Source organism: Pseudomonas sp. SJZ080, from assembly GCF_007828295.1.
Taxonomy (GTDB): Bacteria; Pseudomonadota; Gammaproteobacteria; order Pseudomonadales; family Pseudomonadaceae; genus Aquipseudomonas; species Aquipseudomonas migulae_A.
The window spans coordinates 51,573-68,069 of sequence record NZ_VIUK01000014.1 but is presented as its reverse complement, the minus strand read 5'-3'; the positions used below and the strand labels follow the sequence as shown (position 1 = coordinate 68,069).

The 16,497-nt window shown below is 61.0% G+C and carries 13 protein-coding genes; 6 read left to right on the top strand and 7 right to left on the bottom strand.

The features are described from left to right. Positions 1-434: 434 nt before the first annotated feature. The 6 genes from paaK to paaF all read right to left on the bottom strand — a co-directional run bounded on the left by paaK (position 435) and on the right by paaF (position 6,642). The gene (gene paaK, locus FBY04_RS18915) at positions 435-1,760 is read right to left on the bottom strand and encodes a phenylacetate--CoA ligase PaaK (protein ID WP_145316201.1); all 1,326 of its coding nucleotides are present in this window, start codon (positions 1,758-1,760) and stop codon (positions 435-437) included. A 99-nt stretch (positions 1,761-1,859) separates the two neighbouring features. Further along, positions 1,860-3,071, bottom strand: coding sequence for a 3-oxoadipyl-CoA thiolase (pcaF, locus tag FBY04_RS18910; RefSeq protein WP_145316199.1), 1,212 nt, complete (start codon positions 3,069-3,071; stop codon positions 1,860-1,862). Next, positions 3,064-3,513 (bottom strand): hydroxyphenylacetyl-CoA thioesterase PaaI, encoded by a 450-nt coding sequence (gene paaI / locus FBY04_RS18905; protein ID WP_084323247.1) that lies wholly within the window; start codon positions 3,511-3,513, stop codon positions 3,064-3,066. The genes pcaF and paaI overlap by 8 nt, the downstream gene beginning before the upstream one ends. Then, entirely contained in the window at positions 3,506-5,023 is a 1,518-nt protein-coding gene (gene paaH / locus FBY04_RS18900) for a 3-hydroxyacyl-CoA dehydrogenase PaaH (protein ID WP_084323246.1), read from the bottom strand. Before paaH ends, paaI begins: the two co-directional genes overlap by 8 nt. Positions 5,024-5,026: 3 nt before the next feature. Continuing rightward, positions 5,027-5,818, bottom strand: coding sequence for a 2-(1,2-epoxy-1,2-dihydrophenyl)acetyl-CoA isomerase PaaG (gene paaG / locus FBY04_RS18895; RefSeq protein WP_084323245.1), 792 nt, complete (start codon positions 5,816-5,818; stop codon positions 5,027-5,029). 50 nt (positions 5,819-5,868) lie between these two features. Beyond that, a complete protein-coding gene (paaF, locus tag FBY04_RS18890) occupies positions 5,869-6,642 on the bottom strand; it encodes a 2,3-dehydroadipyl-CoA hydratase PaaF (RefSeq protein WP_084323244.1) in 774 nt (257 codons plus the stop codon). A gap of 351 nt (positions 6,643-6,993) precedes the next feature. Between paaF and paaY the strand changes: the two genes are divergently transcribed. The 3 genes from paaY to feaR all read left to right on the top strand — a co-directional run bounded on the left by paaY (position 6,994) and on the right by feaR (position 9,681). Then, a complete protein-coding gene (paaY, locus tag FBY04_RS18885) occupies positions 6,994-7,590 on the top strand; it encodes a phenylacetic acid degradation protein PaaY (protein WP_145316197.1) in 597 nt (198 codons plus the stop codon). A 166-nt stretch (positions 7,591-7,756) separates the two neighbouring features. Beyond that, entirely contained in the window at positions 7,757-8,680 is a 924-nt protein-coding gene (gene paaX / locus FBY04_RS18880; protein ID WP_145316195.1) for a phenylacetic acid degradation operon negative regulatory protein PaaX, read from the top strand. Between the two features lie 86 nt (positions 8,681-8,766). Then, positions 8,767-9,681: a transcriptional regulator FeaR gene (feaR, locus tag FBY04_RS18875; RefSeq protein ID WP_145316193.1), complete on the top strand. Its 915-nt coding sequence runs from the start codon at positions 8,767-8,769 to the stop codon at positions 9,679-9,681. Positions 9,682-9,809: 128 nt separating this feature from the next. Here feaR and tynA read toward each other — a convergent pair whose 3' ends face one another. After that, positions 9,810-12,098, bottom strand: coding sequence for a primary-amine oxidase (gene tynA, locus FBY04_RS18870; RefSeq protein WP_145316191.1), 2,289 nt, complete (start codon positions 12,096-12,098; stop codon positions 9,810-9,812). A 201-nt stretch (positions 12,099-12,299) separates the two neighbouring features. Between tynA and FBY04_RS18865 the strand changes: the two genes are divergently transcribed. From FBY04_RS18865 to FBY04_RS18855, 3 genes are all read left to right on the top strand, one after another. Continuing rightward, on the top strand, positions 12,300-12,800 hold the full coding sequence (locus tag FBY04_RS18865) for a sigma-70 family RNA polymerase sigma factor (RefSeq protein ID WP_084323239.1): 501 nt from the start codon (positions 12,300-12,302) through the stop codon (positions 12,798-12,800). A gap of 148 nt (positions 12,801-12,948) precedes the next feature. After that, positions 12,949-13,932 carry a FecR family protein gene (locus tag FBY04_RS18860; protein WP_145316189.1) on the top strand — a complete coding sequence of 328 codons (984 nt, stop codon included), beginning with the start codon at positions 12,949-12,951 and terminating at the stop codon, positions 13,930-13,932. A 97-nt stretch (positions 13,933-14,029) separates the two neighbouring features. Further along, a complete protein-coding gene (locus tag FBY04_RS18855; protein ID WP_145316187.1) occupies positions 14,030-16,453 on the top strand; it encodes a TonB-dependent receptor in 2,424 nt (807 codons plus the stop codon). Positions 16,454-16,497: the final 44 nt, after the last annotated feature.

The window sequence follows — 16,497 nt, the reverse complement described above, 5'->3', positions numbered from 1 at the left end:
GCTCTCACAGGAATAACGCGGCGCCTGTGGATCCATCGCCAGCAAGCCGGCTCCTACAGAGTGCGCGGAGCTGAAATACATCAGCGTTCTCGCGTCAATTCCTGACGGTTGCCAAGCGTTCCATTGACCGTGCGCTCTCACGCGATTCCATGACGGTGATGTTCTGACGACTTCGCTGTAGTCAGGTGCGCCCCCCCCGGTATTTGATTATTACGCCGATCTGTAGGAGCCGGCTTGCTGGCGATAGCGGTGAGTCAGGCGATGAATACTCCGGCTGACCTGCCGCTATCGCCAGCAAGCCGGCTCCTACAGGGGGGAATGCGCAAGGGGCCGGGATTGGTGGGCCACCAACGTGCGGGGGGCGCGTGGGTTGAAAGTACGAGTAAAACCCCAAAAAAAAGCCCCGCAAAAGCGGGGCTTAAAGGGTGCAGCAGTCATGCTTTCGGGCGCTTGTCCATCACGTGACAAGCCTTGCCCTCAGAGCGCTTGATCGAATGCAGAGGCTGCAAAACAATCCGCGAACTGATCCCGATGTACGTCTTGATGTGCTTGCTCAACTCGCCACAAACAGCCTTCTGCTGCTCATCGCTCAAGTGCTGGTGTTCAGCCTTCAACTCGACATGCACATCCACGCTGTCCAGGTTCCCATTGCGATACAGATGAATCTCATAACACTCTGAAAGCTGTTTTATTTTCAGCACCTGCTCCTCGATCTGTGTCGGAAACACGTTCACCCCGCGAATGATCAACATGTCATCGCTACGCCCGGTGATTTTGTCGATCCGCCGCATCGGCCGCGCAGTCCCCGGCAACAGGCGCGTCAGATCGCGGGTGCGGTAGCGGATCATCGGCAAGGCTTCTTTGCTTAGCGACGTGAACACCAGTTCGCCCATCTGCCCGTCCGGCAGCACTTCACCGGTGACCGGGTCGATGATTTCCGGGTAGAAGTGGTCTTCCCAGATCGTCGGGCCGTCCTTGGTTTCGGCGCATTCCATGGCGACGCCCGGCCCCATGATTTCCGAGAGGCCGTAGATGTCCAGTGCGGTGATGCCCAAACGGTTCTCGATGGCGCTGCGCAGTTCGCCGGTCCACGGCTCGGCACCGAAGATGCCCAGGCGCAGGGCCAGTTTGTGCGGGTCGATGCCCTGGCGCTCGATTTCATCGGCGATGTTGAGCATGTAGGACGGCGTGACCATGATGATGTCCGGCTGGAAATCCTTGATCAGTTGAACTTGCTTTTCAGTCTGGCCACCGGACATCGGGATCACCGTGCAGCCCAGGCGTTCGGCACCGTAGTGCGCGCCGAGGCCGCCGGTGAACAGGCCGTAGCCATAGGAAATGTGCACTTTGTCGCCCCGTCGACCGCCGGCCGCGCGGATCGATCGGGCGACCACGTTGGCCCAGGTGTCGATGTCGTTCTGGGTGTAGCCGACGACGGTCGGTTTGCCGGTGGTGCCGCTGGAGGCGTGCAGGCGCACCACGTCGTGCATCGGCACGGCGAACATGCCGTAGGGGTAGTTGTCGCGCAGGTCGGATTTGGTGGTGAACGGAAACTTCGCCAGATCCTCCAGGCATTTGATGTCATCCGGGTGCACGCCCAGCGCATCGAAGCGTTGGCGATACAGCGGCACATTGTTGTAGGCGTGGTTGAGACTCCAGCGCAGGCGATCCAGCTGGAGCTGACGGAGTTCGTCGATGCTGGCGGTTTCAATCGGGTCCAGCACAGGATCAAGCACGGCGTTGGCAATTGGCATGTTCATAACTTCACTCGAATTATTGTTGTGTTTCAGCCCTTTTGCGCAAGGGCTTTGAGTGCATGCCCCAAGGATACCTCTCGGCTCCCCGGGAATCGCGATTCTTTAGTCGGACAGACGCTCGATGATCAGCGCAATGCCCTGGCCGACGCCGATGCACATGGTGCACAAGGCGTAGCGGCCCTGACGTTCTTCCAACTCGTGCAGGGCGGTGGTCACCAGCCGCGCACCGCTCATGCCCAGCGGATGACCGAGGGCAATCGCGCCGCCGTTCGGGTTGACCCGCGGATCGGTGTCGCTCAGGCCGAGTTCACGCAACACCGCCAGACCCTGCGCGGCGAAGGCTTCGTTGAGTTCGATCACGTCCATGTCGGCGAGGCTCAGGTTGGCCAGTTCCAGCACCTTGCGGGTGGCCGGCACCGGGCCAATGCCCATGATTCTCGGTTCGACGCCGGCAGTGGCCATGGCGACGACCCTGCCGCGTGCTTTCAAACCCTGGCGTTTGGCGGTTTCCGGGCTGGCCAGCAACAGCGCGCAAGCCCCGTCATTGACCCCGGATGCGTTGCCGGCAGTGACGCTGCCACCTTCGCGAAACGGCGTGCCGAGCTTCTGCAGTTGCTCAAGTGTGGTGTCACCGCGCGGGTGTTCGTCGTGCTCGACGATTTTGGCCGGGCCTTTACGCTGGGGGATTTCGACCGCAACGATTTCTTTGGCCAAACGCCCGCTGGCCTGGGCTGCGCTGGCACGCTGCTGGCTGCGCAGGGCGAAAGCGTCCTGGTCGGCGCGGGAGATGTTGAACTGCTCGGCGACGTTTTCGGCGGTTTCCGGCATCGAGTCGATACCGAAGGTTTTTTTCATCAGCGGATTGACGAAGCGCCAGCCGATGGTGGTGTCGTAGAGCTGCGCGTCCCGGGAGAACGCTTGCTCGGCCTTGCCCATCACCAAAGGGGCGCGGGACATTGATTCGACGCCACCGACCAGCATCAGCCCGGCCTCGCCGCAACGAATCGCCCGCGCCGCCGTGCCGATCGCATCCAGCCCGGAACCGCACAAACGGTTGAGCGTGGTGCCGGGTACGCTGACCGGCAGTCCGGCCAATAACGCCGACATGCGCGCGACGTTGCGGTTGTCTTCGCCGGCCTGGTTGGCGCAGCCGTAGATCACATCGTCGACCGCGTTCCAGTCGACCTGCGGGTGACGGCGCAGCAGTTCGCGCAACGGCACTGCGCCGAGGTCGTCGGCGCGCACACCGCTCAAGGCGCCGGCGTAGCGACCGATCGGGGTCCGTACCGCGTCGATGATCAGGGCATCATTCATTCGGGTTCTCCTGCGCGAGCACTGCGCCGCGCACTTTGTAGGATTTGCCATGGAACAGCGCGATCAGCTGGCCCAGTTGGTTTTCAATGCGCACGTCGTAATTGCCGGTGCGACCGGAGCGGCTTTGCTCGGTGCAATCGGCGGTCAAGGTGTCGCCCAGGCGTGCCGGGGCGATGTAATCGATGCTGCAACCGATGGCCACCGTCGCTTCGTTGTAGCTGTTGCAGGCAAAGGCGAACGCCGAGTCGGCGAGGGCGAACAGATAGCCGCCGTGGCAGGTGCCGTGGCCTTGAATCATGTCGGCGCGCACGCTCATGCCGACGCGGGCGCAGCCCGGTGCGGTCGAGAGCAGGCGCATGCCCATCGCCTGGCTGGCGGTATCGCGCTTGAACAGCGTTTGCGCGCAGGTGCTGGCCAGGTTCATCGCTTCATGGTTAGTCATGGAAGGTCCTCCCTTCGGCAACGCGGCGGCGCAACAGCAGCGACGGTCGATAGCGTTGTTCGCCGTAGCTCGTTTGCAGGTTTTCCAGCACCTTGAGGATGTGCGACAGGCCGATGGCATCGGCCCAGGCCAGCGGGCCTTGCGGGTAGTTGACCCCGGCGCGCATCGCCAGATCGATATCGGCGGCCGAGGCCACGCCTTGCAGCACGGCATCGGCGGCTTCGTTGGCAAGCATCGCCGCGGTACGTAATACCGCGAGCGCGGGGCTGTCGCTGAGTTGACTGACGGTGAACCCCGCCCGTTGCAGCAGCGCGACGCCCTGTTGGAGGGCAGACGCTTCGATGTCCGATGCGTAGCTGATGGCGATTCGGCTGGCCTTGCCGTAGTCGAATGCCAGGTCCAGCAGAATCAGATTGCGCAGGCCATCTTCCCTGGCGCGCTGACAGGCCATGCGTCCGTCACTCAGTGCCAGAACGGCATCGCCAACGCGCAACAAACCTTGGCCGTCACGCTGAACAACGTCGACGTTGTGTTCGCGCAGGCGCGCAATCAACGTATTGGCGATGCCGAGATCGCCTTCTGCAACGCAGGTTTCAATGACGTGTTCGCTGCTGATAAAGGTTGGCTGTGGACGTTCGGCCCCTTCTGCATAGCGATAGAAACCATGACCGGTTTTACGTCCCAGGCGTCCCGCGTCCACCAATTCCTTCTGAATCAACGACGGCAGGAAGCGCGTGTCGCCGTAGTAGGCGTCAAACACCGAACAGGTCACGGCATAGTTGACGTCATGGCCAATCAAGTCAGTCAGTTCGAAGGCGCCCATCGCAAAGCCACCGGCCTCGCGCATCAATGCATCCAGCGTCGCGCAATCGGCCGCGCCTTCCTGCAGCAGGCGCAGGCTTTCGGCGTAGAACGGGCGAGCGACGCGGTTGACGATGAAGCCTGGTGTCGAGCGGGTGTGTACCGGTTTCTTGCCCCAGGCCTTGGCGGTGTCGTAAAGACACTCGGCCAACGCCGGAGCGCTGGCCAGGCCCGAGACGATTTCCACCAGCGCCATTACCGGCGCCGGGTTGAAGAAGTGCAGGCCGAGCAAACGTTGCGGATGGTTCAGCTGCGCAGCGATGCTGGTGATCGACAGCGAAGAAGTGTTGCTGGCCAGGATGCAATGCTCACTGCAGATGCCTTCGAGTTCGCGGAAGAGGGCGCGTTTGACCTCAAGGTTCTCGACGATGGCTTCGATGATCAGCTCGCAATCGGCCAATGCTTCGATGGCTTCCACGGCGTGCAGACGCTGGATTGTCGCGGTCCGGTCTTCTGCCGACAGCTTGCCTTTCTCGACGCGTTTGCCCAGTTGCCGGTCAATGCCGTCGATGGCCTGGGCGGCAGCGCCCGGACGATTGTCGAGCAACATCACCGGATGACCGGCCTGCGCTGCAACCTGAGCGATGCCTGCGCCCATGGCCCCGGCGCCGATCACCGCGATGCGTGCGTGGGTGTTCAGTGCGGTCATGGCTCAGTGCCCCTTGAAGCTTGGGGTGCGTTTTTCCATGAACGCGCTGACGCCTTCACGGTAATCCTCGCTGCGCCCGGCCAGGCGTTGCAGGTCTTTTTCCAGCTCCAGCTGTTCGTCGAAGGTGTTGCTCAGGCTGGCGTTGAGGCTGCGCTTGATCAGGGCCAATCCATATGTCGGTTGCGTGGCCAGATGACGGGCAAGTGTCAGGGCTTCATGGCGCAGTTCGGCATCGTCGACCACGCGATAGATCAATCCCCATTGCTCGGCCTGCTCCGCCGTCAGGCGATTGCCCAGCAGGGCCAGTGCCTTGGCGCGGGCCATGCCGACCAGGCGCGGCAGGGTCCAGGTGCCGCCGGAATCGGGGATCAAACCGATCTTGCAGAAGGCTTGAATGAAACTCGCCGAACGTGCCGCCAGCACCAGGTCGCAGGCCAGCGGAATGTTCGCGCCAGCCCCGGCCGCCACGCCGTTGACCGCGCAGATCACCGGCAGCGGCAGGTCGCGCAGCTGGCGGATCAGCGGGTTGTAGAACTTCTCGATCGACTCGCCCAGATCCGGCACGGCGCTGCCCGGTGCGACATTACGGTCGCTGAGGTCTTGCCCGGCGCAGAAGCCGCGACCTTCACCGGTCAGCAGCAAGACGCGCACGTCCGGGTTCTGCCGGACCTGTCTCAGCGCTTCTTTCACTTCGCCATGCATCTGCGCGTTGAAGCTGTTGAGCTGGTCCGGTCGATTGAGGCTGAGCAGGGCGACGCCGGCCTCGATGGAAAACAGGATGTGTTCGAAGTTCATGGTCTTGGCGCTCTCTTGGAGGTCGTTCGAATTCGTTATCGATGGCCGGATTACTGCCCGGTGAAGGTCGGCGTGCGTTTTTCCTGAAAGGCCCGGATGCCTTCGTCCCGGTCGCGGGTGCCGGCCAGTACGGTGAAGGCGTGGCGCTCGAAACGCAGGCCGCTGGCGAGGTCGGTGTCCATCGCCTTGAGCAGCGCTTCCTTGGCCAGACGTACGGCCAGCGGCGCTTTTTCAGCAATACTGCGGGCGATCTGCAGGGCGCGTTCGACGGTGAATTCCGGTTGCGTCACTTCACTGATCAGGCCGGCGCGTTGGGCCTGGCGGGCATCGATTGGCTCGCCGGTCAGGACCATCTGCATGGCCATGGATTTGCCCACGGCGCGCAGCAGACGTTGGGTGCCCCCGGCGCCGGGCATGATCCCGAGGTTGATTTCCGGCTGACCGAAGCGGGCGTCGAGACCGGCAATGATGATGTCGGCGTGCATGGCCAGTTCGCAGCCACCGCCGAGGGCGAAGCCGTTGACGGCGGCGATCAGCGGCTTGTTGAAGCGGGTGATGGTTTGCCACGAGGCCTGGCGCGGGTCGTCGAGGATGCCGACCAGATCGCGCTCGGCCATTTCCTTGATGTCGGCGCCGGCCGCAAAGGCTTTGCGACTGCCGGTCAGGACCACGGCGCGGGTGTCAGGATCGGCTTGCGCGGCGCTCAGTTCATCGGCCAGTTCGCCCAGCAGTTCGGTGGTCAGGGCATTCAGCGCTTGCGGGCGCTGCAGGGTAATCAGGCGAACACCCGGCTCGATGATCTCGACAGCAAGGGTTAGAGGCATGGCGGATGCCCTCACGGTGCACGCTCGGCTGTAATGCCGGCTCATTATTGGATCGGCGCGGTAGGCCGGTTTTGCCCGAGTATACCTGCAACGTGATACGTAAATGCAATAGAAAAGTTGATTTAATGTGTCTTGTTTGTGGTTGTTTGATTTGTTGGTAAAGGTTTTTACCCGGTTGAGAATGTGCTTGATGCGCCTGTTTTATTGGCTTTTCCCTTGGTTTTCAGGCGTGAGCAGGCGCCTCGCATTGCAGGATTCATAAGTGATACGGTTTTTGTGCTTTGTTATCGTAAAAGCGATGTGATACAAAATGAGCCTGTATCTGCATCGCTTTATGGAAGGGAACGTCCCATGACCTGTTACAGCCTCGATGGTTTGACCCCGGTGGTTGATCCCACTGCTTACGTTCATCCGTCAGCCGTCTTGATCGGTGACGTGATCGTCGGTCCCCGGTGCTACGTCGGTCCGCTGGCCAGCCTGCGCGGGGATTTCGGCCGGATCGTGCTGGAGGAGGGTGCCAATCTGCAGGACACCTGCGTGATGCACGGTTTCCCGGACAGCGACACCGTGGTCGAACGCAACGGTCACATCGGTCACGGCGCGGTGTTGCACGGGTGCCGGATTGGCGCCGACGCGCTGGTGGGGATGAATGCGGTGGTGATGGACAATGCGCGCATTGGTGCTCGCTCATTCGTCTCGGCGGCGGCCTTCGTCAAGGCCGGTTTCGAAGGCCCCGAGCAGTCGCTGATCATGGGGGCGCCGGCCAGCGTCAAGCGCAGCCTCAGCGATGAAGAGGTGTCGTGGAAGCAGGCGGGCACTCGCGAGTATCAGCAACTGGCCAAGCGTTGCCTTGAGCAGATGCGCGTTTGCGAGCCGCTGACCGAACCGGAGCCCGACCGCCCGCGTATCAGCGACAGCGGCCTGCGACCGAAGGGCAATTCTTTATGAATACGCGATCCTCTGTAGGAGCCGGCTTGCTGGCGATGGCGGTGTATCAGAAACATCAATGTCGACTGACACTCAGTCATCGCCAGCAAGCCGGCTCCTACAGGGGGATGCGATTAACCGACGGACTTTCGGTATATTCCTTTTCTTTTTTCAGCTCGGTACGCCCATGTCGTCCCTGACACCTTTGAACCACCTGATTACCCGCTTCCAGGAACAGACGCCGATCCGCGCCAGCTCCTTGATCATCACGCTATACGGGGATGCCATCGAGCCCCACGGCGGCACGGTGTGGCTGGGCAGCCTGATTCAGTTGCTCGAGCCCATCGGCATCAATGAACGGCTGATCCGCACCTCGATTTTTCGCCTGACCAAGGAAGGCTGGCTGACCGCCGAAAAAGTCGGGCGTCGCAGCTACTACAGCCTGACCGGTGCCGGCCGCCGGCGCTTCGACAAGGCCTTCAAGCGCGTCTACAGCTCCACCGTTCCGGCATGGGACGGTTCGTGGTGCCTGGTGATACTCACGCAACTGACCCAGGACAAGCGCAAACAAGTGCGCGAAGAACTGGAGTGGCAAGGTTTTGGTGCGATCTCGCCGGTTGTGCTGGCCTGTCCGCGCAGCGACCGGGCCGATGTCAACGCGACCTTGCTCGACCTTGGCGCCCAGGAAGACACCATCGTTTTCGAAACCACCGCGCAAGACGTACTGGCCTCCAAGGCCCTGCGACTACAGGTACGCGAGAGTTGGAACATCGAGGAGCTGGCGGCTCATTACAGCGAGTTCATCCAACTGTTCCGACCGCTCTGGCAAGCGCTTCGCGAGCAGGAGAACCTGCAACCGTCGGACTGCTTCCTGGCACGGGTCCTGCTTATTCATGAGTACCGCAAACTGCTGTTGCGCGACCCGCAATTGCCGGACGAATTGTTGCCCGGCGATTGGGAAGGACGCGCCGCCCGGCAGTTGTGCCGCAATATTTACCGGCTGATCTACGCCAAGGCCGAGGAATGGTTGAACAGTGCTCTGGAGACCGCCGATGGTCCGTTGCCCGATGTGGGTGAAAGCTTCTATCGGCGTTTTGGCGGGCTTAAATAACCCGTTGGTTTTCGAAGGAGAGTCACTGTTCAGGAGAACCCGTGGATTGGCGTAGATAATAAAAACAAGCCTGCGTGAGGCCCGACATGATTTCTTCAATTGCACAGCGCCGTGATAGCTTCGATCAGTGGATTCATCAGATCAACCAGATCTGTGGCGCCTTCAACGCGCAGCCCCTGGGTGACGAGTTTGCCGGGCAGATTCGCGAACACCAGGACGGTGCGCTGAAGCTCAGTTTTGTCGATGCCCGTCAGGCACGGCTTTACCGCACGCCTCAGGAAGTCGCGGCGGGCGAAGGTGGCAAATACTTTGCGGTGTTCCAGCTCGATGGCACCGCCGGTATGGCCCAGGGCGACAGCAAGGTGTTGCTGTCAGCCGGCGACATCACGCTGATCGATGCCTCGCGCCCCAGCGACTTTACCTACAGTGAAAACTCGCGGCAGTTGTCGTTGATTCTGCCGTCGCAACTGGTCGAGCAAACCCTGCGCTTCAGTCAGGTCAAGTGCGGTCACCGGATTGCGGCGACATCGCCCATCGCCATGCTGTCGCACCATCTGATTCTGGACGCCACGCACCAGCAATACCTGAGCCGGGCAGAAAGTGAAGCGACGCTGGAGGCGATTGTCAGCCTGTTGCGTCCGGCCATCAGCCACAGCGAAGCGTGCACGGATGTGCAGGAGCGCCTCTTCCGCAAGACCCTGGGCTTTATTGATGAGCACATCCGCTCGGAAGATCTCTGCCCCGAATGGCTGGCACGAGAAGTGGGCATGTCGACGCGTGGGCTGTACCGGATGTTCGCCAGGAAAGGCCTGGTGGTGGCGCGGTACATCAAGAATCGTCGGCTGGATTTGTGCGCCGAGTCCCTGCGCCAATCGCGTACCGAGCAGAAGTTGTCGGTGTTGGGGTATTCGTGGGGGTTTTCCGATTCGAGCTACTTTTCCACGGCGTTCAAATCGCGGTTCGGCATTTCGCCCGGTGAATACCGCAAAAAACACGCCTGACCGTTCACTTGAAAACACAACCACCCTGTAGGAGCCGGCTTGCTGGCGATCGCGGTGTGTCAGAAACATTAATCTCGACTGACACACCGTGATCGCCAGCAAGCCGGTTCCTACAGGGGTGTGCCGTATTACTGCGGGGCGTTGAGATTCAACGTCGGCGTCTCGTCAAAGAAATTCCACGGCTTCAACAGCACATGCACCCACTCGGTCGGCATGATCGGCCATTCTTCCGCCCGGGCAATGTGCGTGGTGCCGGTGGTCAGCCAGACCACATCATCGGTGTTTTCGATGGACTGATTATCGTGGGTGAACTGCCCCAGCCCCGCGTCCTTGTCCGAGCGGTTCGGGTATTTGCCTTCCGGAAACTTTTCTTGCGGGTTATAGCGGGTCACCCACAGTTGTTTGTCCATGAAGCTCAACCGGTGATAGAGCCATTCGTCCTTGCCGAAGTTGGCGCCCTTGGCCACTGGGTGCGTGCCGCCAGCGTACGGAATCAGCTGATAGGAAACCGGGTTGCCGACTTTGTTTTCCTTGCTGAAGTTGGTCAGCAGGCGAACGGTCGAGGGGTCGAATTTCTGCGCGGCTTGCTGTTCGGTGCTGACGACCTTGTTTTCGGTCTGCATGGTGCTGGTGCGCGGTCCGCCACGGTCGTTCGGGGCAACCACCGGGTTCACTTCCACCAGCGAGTTCTGCTCACCGTCGACGTCCATGTCGAGTCGGAAGTTGTAGATGTGCTGGTGCGTGGTGCCGACGATGTTGTGGTCCAGCAGTGTGCCGTAGCGCGTGTCTTCCTTGGCCGTGGCTTCGTGCATGGTTTTCGATTTCACGCCCTTGACCGCTTCGATGCCGGTGGCACCGGCGTCGATGCCGATGGTGCCGTTCTGCTGGAAGACCCAGTCGAAAATGTAGTCGTAATTGCCGACGGTGCTGATCCAGCGCACCACCAGTTCACGCCGTTCGGTGCTGAGGTTGGGCTGGCCCATTTCCTGGTGCTTGTATTCCGGGCCGGCGTAACGCTCGAACACCGCCATGGCACGTGGAATCGAGGTCGGGGCGCCGGTGTAGTCGGCAATCGTGGCGTCCAGCAGCACGGCGTTTTGCGGCGCGTCCTTGCCGCGCGCAATCGGCGAGGTCAACGTGCCCATACCGTAATCGCCCGAGTCGAGATACGCCTTGAAGTACCAGCCGCCATCGGGATCGCCATACGGCACGATCATGCCGCCCAGCGAGCCTTCGTACATGATTTTGCGTTTCTTGCCCTTGTCGTCGTAGGTGACGGTGGACAGGATCGGGCCGACCCGGGAATCGAGGCGGACGTGGAAATCCCAGTTCTGCCAGTGAATGCTGTTGCCGGTGATGGTGTAGTTCTTGCCTTCCGGTTCGATGATTTCCAGCGGCTTGACCGACGTGCCCTTGCGCCCGCGCCCGTCGTACGGCGTTGATTTCATCGGCACCGGAATGACCGCGTCGTCCTCGATCTTGATCAGCTTCTTTTGCTCCAGGTCGACAATCGCCACCAGGCCCTCGATCGGGTGTGCCCAGTAGTTGCCGTCCCCGGTATTCAAATAGCTGACGATTTTCAGCAAGCGCTTGTCCTGCGCCAGGCCATCCTTGCCGTCGAAGTAACCGACCGTCAACGGCGTGGCCACGACCTTTTTCACATCGGTGATACCGCGCTTGGCCAGTGCCTGTGCGTAATCGGGGCTCGCTTCGATGGCCGATTGCACCGTCGCGAAGTCATCCAGCAGGACCATGCCGTGGGCACCTTCGATGGGGTTCCATGACTTGAGTGTCTTGCTGTCGAGATCCACCAGGCCCTCGATCACATGCTTGCCGTCGAGCACCACGATGTTGGCCTGACGCGGCTGGGCAACGTTCTGGCCCGTGTAGACGAAATTCCACACCTGATCCTTCGGTGGTTCGTTGACCGAGACTTCCGTGAAGCGGAAACCGGGTTTGTAGTGCTTCGATTGCTTGATGATCTCGACAGCGGTCTTGATCTCATCCGCGCTCAGCGGGTTGAGCGGGTTAGGGCGCGTCTCGACGACAAAGGTCTTGTCCAGGCCGGACTGGAACACCTGATTGATGAAGTCCTTGGACATGAAGGCGGTCTTGCCCTTGAACACCACCGGCACGCTCAGTTCCATCCGTTTGCCGTTGAGCATGGCAACCTTGCTGCCCGGTTTGACCTTGAGGTAAACGCTGTCCTTGGCAATCACGAACAGGTCGGCGTAGTCGTCCCATTTCACCGTGGCGCCAAACTCCTCAAGGCCCGCTTGCAGCGGCACCATCTCGGCGCGGCCACCATGGGCCTGGGCGCTGCCCGCCCAGTAAGGCAGGCCGAGCGTGCCCAGGCTGATGGCCAGCGCGAGGCGGGCGAGGGGTTTTCTTTTCAGTGAGGCTAAGGAGATGAACATGTCTGGGTTCCTGGACGAAAGCCGATGACTGGCATTAGCACACTTTGCTACAGCCAGTGGCTGGCTTCTTTTGAATGCCTGCCAGAATCCTTTGGCTGTGTGCCTAAATCAACTTTCCCGCTGATCTGCCTCGGATGGAATCCATTGCTTCCGGTTAATAAGAAGCATTATTATTCACGCCCGTCTTCACAGCACACCGCAATGACCCCCAAGTTGCCCCGCAGACACGGCTTTTTCGAGCATTACGAAGAGTTGGTTGGCACCTGGACCCGTCGCCTGAGAAATCGTCAGCAGGCTGAGGATCTGGCCCACGACACCTTCGTGCGGGTGCTTGAGTCCGATTCGGCGGCGGTGGCGCAACCCCGGGCGTATTTGCACCAGACCGCGCGCAACATCGCAGTGGATGGTTATCGGCGTGAGGATCGACGGGGCGCCATGGAGTCGGAGGCGATCGATCACAGTGTGTCGTCGTCCGGCGACCCGGAGCATTTCATGCAGGCGATCCAGTTGGCTGATTCCATCGAGCGGGCGCTGACCGAGTTGCCGGTCAATTGTCGCAAGGTGTTTGTCTGGCAGAAGATCGAAGGCCTGACCCAGGCCGAAATCGCCGAACGCCTGGGGCTGTCCAAGAACATGGTGGAAAAGTATATGATCCGCACCCTGCGGCATCTGCGCGACCGCCTCGACGGACTGCAATCATGATGTGCGCTGGCTTTCGTAGGAGCTGCCGTAGGCTGCGATCTTTTGGCGCCCTTGAAGTTGCCGAAAATCAAAAGATCGCAGCCTTCGCCAGCCTCTGCACGAAACAAAGGCGCCGCGCCTTCTCATCCCCAGCCAAACAGGAACTTCCATGATGGATACTCGTGATTGCGCGTGCGGGCAAACAACGGTTCGCGATGAGGCGGCGCGGTGGTTCGTGCGTTTGCAGGAACCGGCTGTCGATGTCGAAGAACATCGACGCTTCGAGCTGTGGCTGAACGAGCACTCTCAGCATCGTGACGAATTTCAGTTGCTTCAGGGCTTGTGGTCGGCGGCGGATCTTGTGCCCGCCGCACGCCTGCAAGCCTTGTGTGAAACCCCGCCGACCCGCAGCCAACGCCGTCCGTTGTTGCGTTATGCGGTGGCGGCCAGTGTGGTGGCCGTGGCGCTTGGTTTGGGGTTGTTCAGCGGCTTGAATCAACCCGCGCCATACACTGCGGAGTTTTCGACGGCGCTGGGCGAACGTCGTCAGGTGGCGTTGCCGGACGGTTCGGTGATCGATCTGAACAGCCGCAGCCGCCTTCAGGCGCGCTATGAAAAAGGCCATCGAGACATTGAGCTGATGGAAGGCGAGGCGATGTTCAACGTCGCGCATGACAGCGATCGGCCATTCGTGGTCCAGGCGGGCAGCGGCAAGGTCACGGTCACCGGCACCCGCTTCGATGTGCGTCGCGGCGTCAGCGAAACCCGGGTCGTGGTGGAGCAGGGCACGGTCAAGGTCCAGGGGCGTAGTGCGCCCGACAACGAATTCATCAACCTCACCGCCGGCTTCGGTACACGTGTCGATGCCCAAGGCACCGTCGCGACGGCGTCTGCCGTCAACCCGGCGGAACTGACCGCCTGGCGTAGCGGCAAACTGGTCTTCAACAACGCCAGCCTTGCCGAAGTGGCCGAGGAAGTGTCGCGCTATCGGGAGAGCCCCCTCACCGTTGGCAACGACAAGGTCGGCAATCTGCGCCTGACCAGCGTGTTCAAGTCCGACAACACCGATGCACTGCTCAAGGCCTTGCCGAACATCCTGCCGGTGGCCGTGCGCACCCTCGAGGACGGCAGTCAGGAAATAATTTCAAAATAGATTCAGGTTTTTTTCGAGTTGATCGTCTTCCTGTCCAACTGCAACTGGTTTGCATTAACAGGCGCACACTCTTGCGATCCACAGGACTACGTTCGACGTGAAAAAATCCATCGCTAAAAACAACAAACTCCCATGGTTGCCGCTGGCTCTTGCGCTGGCGGTCAACGTTGCGTTGCCTCAGGCCTTTGCTGCCGATGCCATTCACATCCCGGCGCAAGCCCTGGGTCAGGCCCTCAGTGAACTGGGCCAGCAAACCTCGCTTCAGGTGTTTTTCAGCCCTGAGCTGGTGGCCGGCAAGCAAGCCCCGGCGGTGGATGGCAATCTCTCACCGGAACAGGCCCTGCGCCAGTTGCTGCAAGGCAGCGGCCTTGAATATCAGATTGAAGAGGGTTCGGTAACCCTGACCCCGGCGCCGACTTCCGCGGCCAACGGCCCGCTGGAACTGGGCGTGACCGATATCAAAGTGGTGGGCGACTGGCTCGGTGACGCCGATGCCGCCGTGGTGCAAAACCACCCCGGCGCGCGTACGGTGATTCGCCGCGAAGCCATGGTCGAGCAGGGTGCGATGAACGTCGGTGACGTGCTCAAGCGTGTGCCCGGTGTGCAAGTGCAGGAGGCTAACGGCACCGGCGGCAGTGACATTTCCCTGAACGTCGGCGTGCGCGGCCTGACGTCGCGCCTGTCGCCACGCTCCACCGTGCTGATCGATGGCGTGCCGGCAGCGTTCGCGCCGTACGGCCAGCCACAGTTGTCGATGGCGCCGATTTCCTCGGGCAACCTCGACAGCATCGACGTGGTTCGAGGCGCCGGCTCCGTGCGTTACGGGCCGCAAAACGTCGGCGGTGTGATCAACTTCGTGACCCGCGCCATCCCGGAAAAAGCCTCCGCTGAAATCGGCACCACCCTGGAAATCTCCCGGCACGGTGGCTGGAAACACATCGATACCGCGTTCGCTGGCGGCACCGCGGACAACGGCATCGGTGTGGCGCTGTTGTACTCGGGCGTGAACGGCAACGGTTACCGTGAGCGCAACAACGGCAACGACATCGACGATGTGATTCTCAAGACCCATTGGGCACCGACCGATGTCGACGATTTCAGTCTCAACCTGCATTACTACGACGCCAGCGCCGACATGCCTGGCGGCCTGACCCAGGCGCAATACGACGCCAATCCGTTTCAGTCCGACCGCAACAACGACAACTTCAGCGGACGCCGCAAGGACATTTCCTTCAAGTGGGCGCGGCAGATCGATGACCGCACCCAGGCCGAAGTGCTGACCTACTACTCCGACAGCTTCCGTGGGAGCAACATCGCCGCCCGCGATCAGAAGACCCTCGGCTCGTTCCCGCGCACTTACTACACCCTTGGCATTGAGCCACGCGTGTCCCATGTGTTCGACGTTGGCCCGACCACCCAGGAAGTCAGCGTCGGTTATCGTTACCTCAAGGAAGCCATGCACGAGGAGGCCAGCCGTCTGGCGCTGGTCAACAACGAGCCGGTCGCGACCAAGGCCTCGGACGGCCATGTCTATCAGGATCGCACCGGCGGCACTGAAGCCAACTCGGTGTACATCGATAACAAAATCGACGTCGGCAACTGGACCATCACGCCCGGCATCCGTTTCGAACACATCAGCACCGACTGGCACGATCGCCCCGTGCTCGATACCGCCGGCAAGCGCGTGCCGGAAAAGAACCGCAGCATTGAAAGCAACGAGCCGCTGCCGGCCTTGAGCGTGATGTATCACCTCTCCGATGCCTGGAAGCTGTTCGCCAACTACGAAACCTCGTTCGGAAGCCTGCAGTATTTCCAGCTCGGCCAGGGGGGCACAGGTGACAACACCGCCAATGGCCTGGAGCCGGAGAAGGCCAAGACCTACGAGGTCGGCACGCGCTATAACGATGACGTGTGGGGCGGCGAAGTGACGCTGTTCTACATCGACTTCGATAAAGAGTTGCAGTACATCAGCAACGACGCGGGCTGGACCAACCTTGGCGCAACCACGCACCAGGGCATCGAGGCTTCGGTCCACTACGACATGGCGGCACTGGACCCGCGGCTCGACGGCCTGACCGCCAATGCCGGGATCACCTACACGCGCGCTGTTTATGAAGGTGAGATTCCTGCTTTCAAGGGCCGCGACCTGCCGTTCTACTCGCGTCAGGTAGCGACCGCCGGCCTGCGTTACGACATCGATCGCTGGACTTACAACCTCGATGCGTTTGCCCAGTCCAAACAGCGCTCGCCGGGCGTTGCGGTGAATGCCAATGGCAGCTTCTCCAACAACTACATCACCGAAGGCACCGCCGACGGCCAGTACGGTGATATTCCGGGGTACGTCACCTGGAACGTGCGGGGCGGTTATGATTTTGGCGCGCAGCTGTCGAACCTGAAAGTCGGTGCTGGGGTGAAAAACATCTTCGACAAGCAGTACTTCACCCGTTCCAGCGATAACAACTCGGGCATGTACGTCGGAGCGCCACGCACGTTCTTTGTGCAGGCCAGCGTCGGGTTCTGATAAACCGAGTCGCCTTCATCGCGGGCAAGCCCGCTCTTACAGGG